The 12,610-nt window shown below is 63.3% G+C and carries 9 protein-coding genes; 5 read left to right on the plus strand and 4 right to left on the minus strand.

Going from position 1 to position 12,610, the window contains the following annotated elements; genetic code table 11:
* Nucleotides 1–44 precede the first annotated feature (44 nt).
* Nucleotides 45–707 (plus strand): class I SAM-dependent methyltransferase, encoded by a 663-nt coding sequence (locus tag AMB_RS00480; RefSeq protein WP_158303910.1) that lies wholly within the window; start codon nt 45–47, stop codon nt 705–707.
* A 26-nt stretch (nt 708–733) separates the two neighbouring features.
* Here AMB_RS00480 and AMB_RS00485 read toward each other — a convergent pair whose 3' ends face one another.
* On the minus strand, nt 734–1,777 hold the full coding sequence (locus AMB_RS00485; protein WP_043743013.1) for a glycosyltransferase: 1,044 nt from the start codon (nt 1,775–1,777) through the stop codon (nt 734–736).
* Between the two features lie 168 nt (nt 1,778–1,945).
* Between AMB_RS00485 and AMB_RS00490 the strand changes: the two genes are divergently transcribed.
* On the plus strand, nt 1,946–4,117 hold the full coding sequence (locus AMB_RS00490) for a DUF6044 family protein (protein ID WP_043743015.1): 2,172 nt from the start codon (nt 1,946–1,948) through the stop codon (nt 4,115–4,117).
* 54 nt (nt 4,118–4,171) lie between these two features.
* Here the strand turns inward: AMB_RS00490 and AMB_RS00495 are convergent, their stop codons facing one another.
* The gene (locus AMB_RS00495; protein ID WP_043743016.1) at nt 4,172–5,989 is read right to left on the minus strand and encodes a hypothetical protein; all 1,818 of its coding nucleotides are present in this window, start codon (nt 5,987–5,989) and stop codon (nt 4,172–4,174) included.
* Nucleotides 5,990–6,167: 178 nt separating this feature from the next.
* On the opposite strand from AMB_RS00495, the gene AMB_RS00500 reads away from it, so the two are divergent.
* From AMB_RS00500 to AMB_RS00510, 3 genes are all read left to right on the plus strand, one after another.
* Nucleotides 6,168–8,069, plus strand: a complete 1,902-nt coding sequence (locus AMB_RS00500; protein ID WP_043743017.1) for a polysaccharide biosynthesis protein — start codon at nt 6,168–6,170, stop codon at nt 8,067–8,069.
* Between the two features lie 25 nt (nt 8,070–8,094).
* The gene (gene purH / locus AMB_RS00505; RefSeq protein WP_043743019.1) at nt 8,095–9,675 is read left to right on the plus strand and encodes a bifunctional phosphoribosylaminoimidazolecarboxamide formyltransferase/IMP cyclohydrolase; all 1,581 of its coding nucleotides are present in this window, start codon (nt 8,095–8,097) and stop codon (nt 9,673–9,675) included.
* Between the two features lie 66 nt (nt 9,676–9,741).
* Nucleotides 9,742–10,863, plus strand: a complete 1,122-nt coding sequence (locus AMB_RS00510) for a glycosyltransferase family 4 protein (RefSeq protein WP_070108643.1) — start codon at nt 9,742–9,744, stop codon at nt 10,861–10,863.
* A 10-nt stretch (nt 10,864–10,873) separates the two neighbouring features.
* Here the strand turns inward: AMB_RS00510 and wecB are convergent, their stop codons facing one another.
* Nucleotides 10,874–11,977 (minus strand): non-hydrolyzing UDP-N-acetylglucosamine 2-epimerase, encoded by a 1,104-nt coding sequence (gene wecB, locus AMB_RS00515; RefSeq protein ID WP_043745730.1) that lies wholly within the window; start codon nt 11,975–11,977, stop codon nt 10,874–10,876.
* A gap of 11 nt (nt 11,978–11,988) precedes the next feature.
* Nucleotides 11,989–12,609, minus strand: coding sequence for an SIS domain-containing protein (locus AMB_RS00520; RefSeq protein WP_011382550.1), 621 nt, complete (start codon nt 12,607–12,609; stop codon nt 11,989–11,991).
* Nucleotide 12,610 lies beyond the last annotated feature (1 nt).

A 12,610-nucleotide genomic window follows, 5' to 3' on the forward strand; every position in this document is an offset into this window, starting at 1 on the left:
TTGTCGGACGTCGTCGGGCCTTGCTTCCCTTATTTGAAAGTGCGATGGCGGGACACGAGACCGATTTGGTCGTGGATGTGGGTTGTGGCACCGGTGGTACCGTCGGCACCCTGGGCAGAAGCTACCGCATGATCGGAATCGATCAGTCGGCTGAGGCGATCACGGCGGCCAGGCGGAACTACCCCGAGCAATCGTTCATCCTGGGGGCGGTTGCCAGCGAATTGGCTGAACTGGCTGGCGAGGCGGCACTTTATCTCATCATGGATGTGCTTGAGCATGTGGAGGATGACCGGGGCTTTCTGGCCACGGTTGTCGACCAGGCCAGGACGGGAAGTCACGTCCTGGTAACGGTCCCGGCCGGGCGCCACTTGTGGTCCCGCCACGACGAGACCGCATCTCACCTTCGCCGTTACGAGTGGGATAGTCTCTCCGCCCTTATCCAGGGGCTGCCGGTCGAGACCCGCCTGCTGTCCTATTTCAATTCCCGCCTCTATCCCCCCATTAGCCTTGCCCGGTGGATCGGCCGGCGGCTGGCCGTAAGCCTGGGCCAGAACAACACCGATTTCGCCATGCCCCCCGCCCCGGTCAACGGTCTGCTCGCGCGCCTATTCGGCGGTGAGGCGACGGCCCTGGCGGCCGCCCTGGACCAGGGAAGGCCGGCCTATCGCCAGGGCGTCAGCCTGGTAGCCTTGCTGAGGCGGCGCTGATCCTTGGGCATTTCCGTATCGGACGGTCAGCGTCCCGACGGCATGATTCTGATGGGTGGTGCATCAAACAGATCAGTTCCGCCATTGATCCGCCGAACCTCCAGAACAAACCGGTGGTAGTCTATTGCCGGGATCATCGGGGGTTGCTGACGCAGGGCGAGGATGATCAACAAGATCATCCCGGCGGTGCTGATGATCTGAAGGGCCATCCCGGCCACCGCCATAATCATCAGGGATGACCAGCCGATGATGGGAATGCTGGTGAACAGCTTCTCGATGATCAGCCACAGCGTCGCCGTTCCCAAAAAACCCGTCGACACGATAGCGGCCAGCATGACACGTGCCGCCAGGATATCGGCGTAGACCGTCAGGCCGCTGAAGGCGTGAATCAACAGCCGAAACATATTCATTTTTGACTGCCCCAACAGACGCTGCCCTCGTTCTGTCGGGATCGAATCGTAGGGGAGCCGGGCTCGCTGGATGCTGGCGGGAAAATGGCTCCACAGTTCGGCGATGTGGGCAAGACGCTTGGTGAGGTGTCGGGGAACGACGCTGAAGTTGCCGGCGGAAATTGGCAGTCCGGTCGCCAATCTGTAGACTTGCCGGTAGCCCCAATACATGATCTTGAACAGGCGGCTTTCGGAGCGCTTGGAGCGGCCGGCAAAGACGATCCGGGTGTCGCGGCTATCCGCGCAAGCCCGTAGCAATTCCGGAATATAGTCCGGCTTGTCCTCATGATCGCCGTCCATCACGACCATGTAATCCGATTGCGCATATTCCGCGACATAGGCGACGCCGCAGGCCACAGCTCGCTGGTTGCCTTGATTGCTGGCCAGGGTAAGAATGTCGATGGCACCGATTGACGGATAATTGCCGCTTTCAATCTCATCCAGGCCCGTCATATCGGTGGACCCGTCGTCCACGATAACCACCCGGGCTTCCATGTTCAGGGGTATCAGAACCTTATCGATTTCTGGTATTAGCTTCGCCACGGATGGCCAGTCGTTGTATGCGGCGATGAGGACCGTGACCGACTTGCCGGCAAGCTGGTTGACATATGTAGTAGCCATTGTCAGGAAAATTCGTCACTGCTGTGAAGGCTGGCGATTTGCCGAGATTAGGCCGTTCACGGGCACCGTGCAACCATGCTGACAGCTATGATAAGGTCCCCATGGCGTATGCGCGGTGGTGGAGTCGCGTTTGGAATCAATGTGTTGATGCATTGATAGGGTGTGTGGATGTTCTTTGATTTTATCAAGCAAGATGAGTTGCAGGGTTTGGCGCGTCTCGCGCCATTTATTATATTTATAGTATTGGCTGTCATGCTTTCTGTAAAGAAGGTGGGATATCGCAATGTAAAAACAAGAAATATTATTACAATCTCCATATTGGCTATTATGGGCATGGCTGCCGAGTATGTTCTGCCCGGCAACTCGTCGTTCATCAACTTTGTTGATGAGGGCGACGTATTTGTTCCGATATATCTATATTTTGAGGGATTGTTCGCAGGGGGAAGCTTCGCGCAGGCGGTCGCAGGCGGTAATGATGCCATCGGGATGCTGGCGTCGGGCGGACAGTTCTTCAGCCTTGAGATGCTGCTTATCAAGGTGTTTCCCTTGTGGGCGGCCATCGCGATTCACAAAGTGTCCGTGTTTGGCATTTCCCTTTTGGGTTCATGGCTGTTGCTTCACCGTGGCATGGGGCTTGCCCCCATTCTGGCGGTGGGATTCGGGGTTTGGTACGGCCTGAGCTCATTCGACCTCTATATGTATTCGCTGCAGCATGGCATTAGCATGGCGGCCATTCCGCTGAGTATTTATCTGATGGTGGTCAGGGCGGATAAGGGTGATCAGTATTATCGCTGGATTATCCCCCTGGCGGCATTGTTATCGACCAGCACGCTACTGACCCACAGCATGATGGCCCTTATGTTCAGCCTGATGGTCGCCACCATCATGTTGGGACTGGGAAACTGGCGCCGGAAAGTGGCGGCGATCACTATTCTTTTTGTTTTTGTCTGCCTCAATTGGGCCGACGTCATCACATCCTTCACGCAGTTGTCGCAGGGTGCCAGCCGTCAGCCTCACCTATTTTCATTTCACTCATTGTTGTCATTTAATTTCTGGAGGACGTCGCAAGGCGAGAAGCTCGTCTTCTTCTATATATCACTTATAATATCTTTGGCTATTTGTGTCATATATGCTCGGCGTGATGGTCTAAGGTACCTGTCGGGACTTGTATTCTGTCTTCTGGCTAATCCGATTATCATGCTGATTCCTTGGGAGCGGCTGGGGTTGGGATTTGTACTGGGTATTGATTTCGGCCGGTTGACGTACGGCTTTGCGGCGCTCGGTCTGATTCCAATGGCGCGGGCCAGTCTTATCGTCGCGGAGCGTTGGAAGTCACCTCTGGCTCAGGGGGCGCCACTGGCCGTTTGCCTGTCGCTTGCCATAGGTGCCCTGTTGTTTCAGAAGGCCTCCACGATCGTCCAATACCTGGGCGAGGGGGGGCAGGCGGTTCTGACCAAGGTGCCAAACCTGCGGGACCGTCCCTGGCAGACGGACCCGCATGGCCGAGTGGTCACCATACCGCACCTGATTGTGCCGTTTGCACCATTGGCTTATGGGCTCGAGACGTTTGACGGCTATCTCAATCTGCAGCCGATGATCAAGGCCAGGTTCTGGAGCTACGCCAAGAAGCATCTCCCCATATATTCAGGACGAAATACGTTTATTGAGAATCAATTATACCTCAACCGTCCCATGGCATTTGACATGAGATGCTGTGACAGGTTCAGTCTGGACGACATGATCGACCAGGACTTCCTCCGGCTCGGAGGTGTGCGCTATGTCGTCAGCTACGTTCCCCTTGGGGGCAACGGGCTTCGTCAGATATCGGGTCCACACGCCTACGTGGCGCGCCACAAGAAGCCGTTCCGCCAGAAGATTGAGGAGGACTTGAGACAGATCGCCTCGCCCGGCGAGGTGTTTGTTTATGAAACCACGAATTCGCAGCCGATCGCCTTCTTCGCATCCTCGGTCACCGCGCTGTCGGCCGAGGCGAGCGACGAAGAGGTCTACCAAGCGGCAATCGCCGGCGTCGCCAGTCGCAAGGTGGCCGTGCAACTGCCCGTGGCTCCGCTGCCCCAGGCCACAGGTCAGGTGGCCGCTTTGGACTATGTCCCTGGCGGTTACGTGGCCAAGGTGATTGCCCCGGAAGGCGGCTTATTCGTCCTGAACGTTCCGAAGACCCGGTTTTGGACTGTCAGTATCGATGGCCGGCCCGCCGAGGTGTTTGCCGTCAATGGCATCCAGATGGGGGTGGAGATCTACCCTGGGGCAAGGGAGATTCGATTTGAGTACCGTCGTCCTCGAGTGGCTGATCTGCTGCGGCGCCTGATTCACCGGTAGGCACGGACCTGATCCCGGAGACCGGGACCGGAGGGCGGCGCACCCCCTATGTGATCAGGGCCAACGATCCGGCGTCCTGCCGCCGGGAAAGGGGAATTGCTCGATCACCGTCCATCTGGTTCCTTCCCGATGCAGAAGGAACGCGGCATTAACCGGCTCCAGCGACAGAGCCGCTGCACCGGAATAAACGAAGGCCCAGTGGGCGGGCTGGGCGTCGAGCCAGGTGCGGACGTCGCCTCGCGTGAACGCCGACAAAAACGAATCGATCGTGACCCGGCCGCTCCATTCATAGGAGGCCATCACACCGGCGACGCCGGTACCCTGGGGGTCGATCACCACGGCGTGTTCGCCCGCCGGAATCATGGCTCCCGCCGTGTGCAGGGACTGCCGCAGGAACGGCTTGGTGCGGTCATGGTCGAAGCGGATCTGGCCGAGGATCAGCAGGGGCCCTGCCAGGACCAGAACCAGCGCGAACCACCCCAGGGACCGGGCCATGGCCCGATGTCCGATCCGCGCCAGCCCCCGTCCGGCGAGCATGGCTGCCGGCAGCATGATGACCAAGCCGAGATGGGTGTTGTAGCGCCAGTATGAGGCGACGTGCTGGGATTCATAATCGCCGAACACCACCACATAGGTGACCAGCAGGAACAGGTTGTAGCCCAGGAAGGCCAGGGCGGCCAGGGCGCACAGGCGGTCCAGCCGGGTGCGGTCGCGGACGAGGCCCCGCAGCCCAAGAAACACCATGACCGCGCCGAGCCCAAAATGACCGCTCTTGTTGCCGGCCACATCCAGCATGGCCAGCAGGATCTGGGGGATCTGCGCCACATGCCATTGATTCATGGGCAGGATCGTCATCTCTCGCCCGGCGAGATAGTGATCCACATGCCAGCGCCAAAGTCCCGATGCCATGGCTGACGGCAGCACCATGATCAGCCAATGGGTCCGAAACAGGCCTTTCCATCCTTCCCGACGCAGGGCCAACAGGCCACTTCCGCCGAAGACACAGCCGAAGAGGGCCGCATTACCCGGCTTGACCCCCATCAGCGCCGCTCCGACCAAGCCGAACGCCAGAGCCCAGCGGCCTCGGGAATGCCGATCGTCATCGCACGCCACCCGCTCACCCATCAGCGCCAGGACCGCTGCCAGAAAAGCGGTTGGAACGTCGGCATAGGCCGAAAAGGCCAGCTTGTGCACGAAGGTGGGAGACGCGGCCGTGGCAGCCAGAAGGGCCACGGCCGCCCCCGGCAGACTTAGCTTGCCCGCGGATTCCTCGCGCGCCAGCCCGGCCAGCAGCATGGCGAACAATGCCAACAGCAGGACATTGAGCAGCGCGGGCACTGCCTCCGAGAATCCCGACAGGGTCATGGCAGCAAGCCCGACCATGGGCCAGCCATAAGGATAGGCGGCGCAACATGTTGCCATGGCCGGAACCGACGGAGCACCCGGAACCGCATGGTTGGCTTGGACATAGCGGAAGGCATGCAGCCAGTGGCTGAACTCGTCCCATTCGGAGCCGCGCCGGTCGGACAGCAGCAGCAGCAGCGGCAACGTCACCATCAGGATTGGCAACCCGATGCCTGCCCACGCTCCCAGTTCCCGCCGATCGCGGATCAGGGCAAAGGCGGCGGCGGCGGCCGTCAGGATAAGGCCGATCCGCAGGTCCAGCCCCGCGACCCCAAGCGCGGTCCCCGCCAGAATCAACCCGCCCATGCCGGCTCCGAACGCAAGCGCCGGCTCTGATCTGGGCAGCAGAAGGCGCCCGGCGAAGGTGATGGCAAGGATTGCGGCGACCGAGGCGGCAACGGGACCCGGCTGCAATGTGATCCGACCGAGGATGGCCCAGGAGTCAGACAAGAAGGAGGCGATCGCCATGAAAAGCACTGTCCTTGCCGCAATGAGGGACCTAGATATCCGCAGCCGGTGGCGAAGTCCAGACTCCTAAGGCGGGTCGGACTTGACCCTGCCGCCACTCTCCCTTAATCAGAGGCGTTCGGCGCCCGGCAGCTGTCGGGTATTCCGGGGCCGGGTATTCCGGGGAATGTGGACGTCCATGAAACTGCCGCCGCTGTCGCGCGCCTATCTGGCTTTCGCTCACGATGTGTCCATGGCGGCGCTGTCCTTCGTCATGGCGCTCTATCTTCGGCTCGGCGATGACACCTGGATCTGGTGGGACCGTCTCGATCTGGGCCTGGCCACTGCCCTGTTCACCCTGGTCGCCGCCTCGGTCTTTCTGTCGCAGCGGCTCTATCGCGGTGTCTGGCGGTATGCCTCGGTCAACGACCTGGTGGCGCTGACCCGGGCGGCGACACTGACCATCCTGGTCTTTCTCGCCCTGCTGTTCCTGACCACCCGGCTGCAGGCCCTGCCGCGCTCGGTGCTGCTGATCAATTGGTTCGTGCTGCTGGCCCTGCTGGGCGGGCCGCGCTTCATCTACAGAACCTTCAAGGATCACCATCGCAACCGCCGCCGCGCCCAGGGCGACCATGTGCGGGTGCCGGTCTTGCTGGTGGGGGCCGGCGACGAGGCCGAGCTGTTCATCCGTGCCGCCCATTCCCCCGACGCGGAATACCGGGCGGTGGGTCTGCTCAGCTCGCGCGGGGCGCGGGTGGGCCGTCATATCCACGGCATCGACGTTCTGGGCTCCACCGACGAGATGGGCGAGGTGGTGGCGGCGCTGAAGGCCAAGGGTCAGGCTCCGCAGCGTCTGGTCATCACCGACCATCGCCTGGACGGGTCCGAGGTGCGGCAGTTGCTCGACGACGCCGACCGCCTGGGCATGACCTTGGCCCGCATTCCCAGGATGATGGACCTGAAGGATGGGGTGGAGGAGCGCGTCACCATGCGCCCCATCGCCGTCGAAGACCTGCTGGGCCGTCCCCAGGCAGTTCTCGATCGCGTCTCCATGGAATCCATGATCAAGGGCCGCCGCGTGCTGGTCACCGGCGCCGGCGGGTCCATCGGCAGCGAGCTGGTGCGCCAGATCAGCGATTTCGGCCCGGCCTCGCTGGTGCTGTTCGAGGCCTGCGAGTTCAACCTCTATGCCATCGACCAGGAGATTTCCCTGCGCCAGCCGGGCATGGAGCTGGTGCCGCTGCTGGGTGACGTGCGCGATCCGGTGCGGGTGGGCGAGGCCATGGCGCGCTACCGGCCCGATCTGGTGTTCCACGCCGCTGCCCTCAAGCATGTGCCCATGGTCGAGTACAATCCCGACGAAGGCATCCTGACCAATTGCGTCGGCACCCGTCTGGTGGCCGATGCCTGCCGCGCCAATGGCGTTTCCCTGATGGTGCAGATCTCCACCGACAAGGCGGTCAATCCCACCAACGTCATGGGCGCTTCCAAGCGGGTGGCGGAGATGTACGCCCAGGCCCTGGATCTGGCCGAAAGCGACGGCGGCGGCACGCGCTTCGTCACAGTGCGCTTCGGCAACGTCCTGGGCTCCACCGGCTCGGTGGTGCCGCTGTTTCAGAAGCAGCTGGCCGAGGGTGGGCCGCTCACCGTCACCCATCCCGACATGACCCGCTATTTCATGACGGTCCGCGAAGCGGTGGAGCTGGTGCTGCAGGCCTCTGCCTTCGGCATCGGCCACCCCGCCTATCGCGGCAAGATTTTCGTCCTCGACATGGGCGAGCCGGTCAAGATCGTCCATCTGGCCCGCCAGATGATCCGCCTGGCCGGGCTGCGCCCCGATGTGGACGTCAAGATCACCTTCACCGGCCTGCGTCCCGGCGAAAAGCTGTTCGAGGAGCTGTTCCACGGCTCCGAGCCGACCATCCAGACCGAGATGCCCGGCATCCTGGTGGCCGAGCCCCGCGCCGCCGATGCGGCTGAACTTGGTGCCGCCATCGATGGCCTGGAGCAGGCATGCCGCCGCCACGACGCGGATTCCGCCCTTGCCGGCCTCGGCCGGCTGGTTCCCGAATACGCCGCCCATCCACCCCCCCCGAATTGACCAAGCCCTCCGGAGAGCCTTTCCCATGTCCGACATCCGCCCCGTCCGCCGCGCCCTGCTTTCGGTTTCCGACAAGACCGGCCTGATCGAATTCGCCCGCTTCCTGGCCAAGTCGGGCGTCGAACTGCTGTCCACCGGCGGCACCGCCAAGGCCATGCGCGATGCCGGCCTGCCGGTGATCGACGTGTCGGATTTCACCGGCTTCCCCGAGATGCTGGACGGCCGGGTCAAGACCCTGCATCCCAAGGTGCATGGCGGCCTGCTGGGCATTCGCGGCAATGCCGAGCATGAAAAGGCCATGGCCGCCCACGGCATCAAGGAAATCGACCTCCTGGTGGTCAACCTCTATCCCTTCGAGGAGACGGTGGCCAAGGGCGCCGATTACGAGACCTGCGTCGAGAATATCGACATCGGTGGGCCCGCCATGATCCGCGCCGCCTCCAAGAACCATGACTCGGTCACCGTGGTGGTCGACGTGGAGGATTACGCCGTGGTCAGCGCCGAGATGGAGGCCAACCAGTGCGGCACCACCCTGGGCCTCAGGAAGCGTCTGGCCGCCACCGCCTACGCCCGCACCGGAGCCTACGACGCCGCCATCAGTCAGTGGTTTGCGCGGGAGCTGGGCGACACCTTCCCGCGGCGCGTGGTGGTGGCGGGCGAGCTGAAGCAGTCGCTGCGCTATGGCGAGAACCCGCATCAGGCCGCCGCCTTCTACACCAACGGCTCGCCCCGCGCCGGCGTCGCCACGGCCAAGCAGCTGCAGGGCAAGGAGCTCAGCTACAACAACCTCAACGATACCGACGCCGCCTTCGAGCTGGCCGCCGAATTCGACCAGCCGGCCATCGCCATCATCAAGCACGCCAATCCTTGCGGCGTGTCGGTGGGCACCGACCTGAAGAGCGCCTATCTGCGCGCCCTGGCCTGCGATCCGGTCTCGGCCTTCGGCGGCATCGTCGCCATGAACCGCCGCCTGGACAAGGTCACCGCCGAGGAGATCGCCAAGCTGTTCACCGAAGTGGTGATCGCCCCCGAGGCCGACGAGGACGCGGTGGCGGTGTTCGCCGCCAAGAAGAACCTGCGCCTGCTGGTCACCGGCGGCATGCCCGACCCCTCCGAGCCCGGCATGACGCTCCGCCCGGTGGCCGGCGGCTATCTGTTCCAGACCAAGGATAACGGCCGGGTCATGCTGCCCGATCTCAAGGTGGTGACCAAGCGGGCGCCGACGGAGCGCGAGCTGGCCGACCTGCTGACCGCCTTCCGCATCTGCAAGCACGTCAAGTCCAACGCCATCATCTACGTCAAGGACGGCGCCACCGTGGGCATCGGCGCCGGCCAGATGAGCCGGGTGGATTCGTCGCGCATCGCCGCCTGGAAGGCCCAGGAGGCGGCCAATGCCGCCGGCCTGGCCGAGCCTCAGACCATCGGCTCGGTGGTGGCGTCGGACGCCTTCTTCCCCTTCGCCGACGGCCTGTTGGCGGCGGCGGCGGCGGGCGCCACGGCGGTGATCCAGCCGGGCGGCTCCATGCGCGACGCCGAGGTGATCGCCGCAGCCGACGAGAAGGGCCTAGCCATGGTCTTCACCGGCATGCGTCACTTCCGCCACTAAGGCTTTTGGGGCGCCCCGGCACGCCGCTGCAACAGCTTGCCGGGGCCATGGAGTTCATCGCCGTCCATGACCAGACGCCCCGACACCGTCCGCGTTCTGATCAATGCCCTGCACGCCAAATCGGGCGGCGGCGTCACCTATTTGCGGAATATCCTGCCCCATCTCGCTCGCCAGGAGGGATTGGAGTTGCACCTGCTGCTCCATGCCGATCAGGGCGAGACCATTGGCGAACTGCCGCCGGGAATTCATCTGCATGCGGTGACCTTCACCAACGGCTTCGGCCGCCGGTTGCTCTGGGAGCAGATGGCCCTGCCCGGCATGGCGCGCCGGCTGGGAATCGACGTCACCTTTTCCCTGGCCAATTACGGCCCGCTCCTGGCGCCCCGTCCGGTGATCATGCTGCGTAATGCCCTGGGGGTATTCGGCCAGGAATATCGCCTGTCCAAGTGGCTGTATTGGGCGGGCCTGACGGCAGCGACCCTGGCCTCGCTGGTGGGGTGCCGGGCGGCCATCGCGGTGTCCGATTACGCCCGCCGCGCCATGGGATTCGGCATTCCGGCCCTGTTCAAATCCAAGATCGCCGTCATCCACCATGGCGTTGACCGCCGCTTCACCCCTACCGACCAGCCAACGGAGCGGACGGAAGGGGCCTTGCTGGCCGTGTCGGACATCTACGTCCAAAAGAATTTTCATACCCTGATCCGAGCGGTGGCCCGGGTCAGGCAGACACACCCCACCCTTCGCCTGGACATCGCCGGACGGCTGGTGGATATGGAATATCATCAGGAATTGTCGCGGCTGGCCGGAGATTGCGGGGTGAGCGACTGCGTCCGCTTCCTGGGAAGCCGTACTCCGGACGAACTGGTTGCGCTGTACCGTGGCTGCGATGCTTTCGTCTTTCCCTCCACCGTGGAGACCTTCGGCAATCCCCTGGTCGAGGCGATGGCCTGCGGCACGCCGGTGATCTGCTCCAACAGCGCCGCCATGCCCGAAGTGGCGGGCGATGCCGCCTTGCTCATCGATCCCCTGGATGAGGCCGCCCTGGCGGCGGCCATTTCCCGCGTTCTCGACGAACCGGAACTGCGTGCCGATCTCATCCGGCGCTCCCTGGCTCGGGCCGCCGATTTTTCTTGGGAAAAGACCGGCGCCCTGACCGCCGCAATTCTGAGACGGGCAGCGGGCCGCTAGCCCTTTCCGTTCAGCGCAGGTGTTGGTACAGGATCGAGGCGATGCGCTCGCTCGCCTTGCCATCCCAGAATTCGGGAATCCGGCCGGTCTTGCCGCCGCTGGCCAGGACGTCGCGCCAAGCGGCCAACAACAGGGCGGGATCGGTGCCCACCACCGTGTTGGTCCCCTCGCTGACCGTGATGGGGCGTTCGGTATTCTCGCGCACCGTGATGCAGGGAACGCCCAGCGCGGTGGTTTCCTCCTGCACTCCGCCCGAATCGGTGATGACCAGCCGCGCCCCGGCCATCAGCCCCAGCATCTCCAGATAGCCGGCGGGTGGCAACAGCACCGTCCGGGCATTGTCCAGACGATCCATCAGCCCGGCCGCCTCAATCCTCGCCCGGGTGCGCGGATGGATGGGGAACACCAGCGGCGTCTGGCGGGCGATTTCGGCCAAGCCGCCGAGCAGCCTGGCCAGCACCACGGGATCGTCCACATTGGACGGCCGGTGCAGGGTCACCAGGGCGTAGCCCGTGCGGAAATCCGCTCCCACTGCCTCCAGGGTGGCGGTGGCCGGGACGGCGCGGGGCCGATTCATGACCAGGGTATCGATCATGACATTGCCGACGAAGTGAACCCGGGCCGGATCAATGCCTTCGCGGGTCAGATTGGCCAGGGCGTCACGCTCGGTTGTGAACAGCAGATCGGAAATCTGATCGGTCAGAACCCGGTTGATTTCCTCGGGCATGGCGCGGTCATAGGAACGCAGGCCGGCTTCCACATGGACCACCGTCACTCCCTTCTTGGCAGCGACCAGGGCGCAGGCGATGGTGGAGTTCACATCGCCCACCACCAGCAGGGCCTGGGGCGCCAGATCGTCCAGCACGGGTTCGAAGCGCCGCATGATCTCGGCAGTCTGCTGGGCGTGGCTTCCCGAGCCCACTTCCAGGTTCACGTCCGGCCGCGGCAGGCCCAGATCGGCGAAGAACCGGTCGTTCATGGCCTCGTCGTAATGCTGGCCGGTATGGACCAGGGGGGCCGCCATGCCCGCCCCCTTCAAGGCGCGGATGACCGGCCCGATCTTCATGAAATTGGGCCGGGCGCCGACGACGCACAAAACCTTGGGAGCGGCCATGGCCGACACCCTCAGAACCGGCGCTGGGCGATCAGATCACCCGGCATATGGCTCATGCGGATATACTGGGCCAGAACATGCATCAGCGCCTGATGGCAGTCTTCCACCACGCCGTAATTGTCGGCTTCCACATGCAGGGCCACGTCGGCCAGATCTCGCGTCCGTCCGCCCTCGAAGCCGGTCAGCGCAATGCTCTTCATGCCGATCTCACGGGCCTTGAGAATGGCGCGCGTCACGTTTTCCGAATTGCCCGACGAACTGATGGTGATCAGCACGTCGCCTCGGCGGCCAAGCAGGCCCACCTGATAGGAAAATACCTCCGCATAGTCGATGTCGTTGGCGATGGCGGTCAACATCTCCACCGTTGCCGACAGAGAGTGGACGCGGGGCTTCAGGCCGGTGTCGGTGCACACACCTTTGGTGTGGTCGCAGACCAGATGATTGGAGATGGCGGCAGATCCGCCATTGCCGCAGGAATAGAGCTGGGCATCAGCCGCCAGCGCCTCGCTCAGGAGCTTCGCCGCCGCCGCAAGGTGGTCACGAGACACGGTCGCCAGGGCGCGGTTCACCTGCTCGGCGTAGGCGTCCAGAAAGCCGCCGATATTGGGAAAGCCTTGATCGGGAAAACTCATA

It is taken from the genome of Paramagnetospirillum magneticum AMB-1 (assembly GCF_000009985.1).
GTDB lineage: Bacteria > Pseudomonadota > Alphaproteobacteria > Rhodospirillales > Magnetospirillaceae > Phaeospirillum > Phaeospirillum magneticum.

Excerpts from the sequence above, each read along its gene's own strand:
- AMB_RS00500 (WP_043743017.1), top strand. The coding sequence starts at position 6,168 with ATGAAACTGCCGCCGCTGTCGCGCGCCTATCTGGCTTTCGCTCACGAT.
- AMB_RS00485 (WP_043743013.1), bottom strand. The coding sequence starts at position 1,777 with ATGGCTACTACATATGTCAACCAGCTTGCCGGCAAGTCGGTCACGGTC.
- AMB_RS00490 (WP_043743015.1), top strand. The coding sequence starts at position 1,946 with ATGTTCTTTGATTTTATCAAGCAAGATGAGTTGCAGGGTTTGGCGCGT.
- wecB (WP_043745730.1), bottom strand. The coding sequence starts at position 11,977 with ATGGCCGCTCCCAAGGTTTTGTGCGTCGTCGGCGCCCGGCCCAATTTC.
- AMB_RS00520 (WP_011382550.1), bottom strand. The coding sequence starts at position 12,609 with ATGAGTTTTCCCGATCAAGGCTTTCCCAATATCGGCGGCTTTCTGGAC.
- AMB_RS00510 (WP_070108643.1), top strand. The coding sequence starts at position 9,742 with ATGACCAGACGCCCCGACACCGTCCGCGTTCTGATCAATGCCCTGCAC.
- AMB_RS00495 (WP_043743016.1), bottom strand. The coding sequence starts at position 5,989 with ATGGCGATCGCCTCCTTCTTGTCTGACTCCTGGGCCATCCTCGGTCGG.
- purH (WP_043743019.1), top strand. The coding sequence starts at position 8,095 with ATGTCCGACATCCGCCCCGTCCGCCGCGCCCTGCTTTCGGTTTCCGAC.
- AMB_RS00480 (WP_158303910.1), top strand. The coding sequence starts at position 45 with ATGGCGGGACACGAGACCGATTTGGTCGTGGATGTGGGTTGTGGCACC.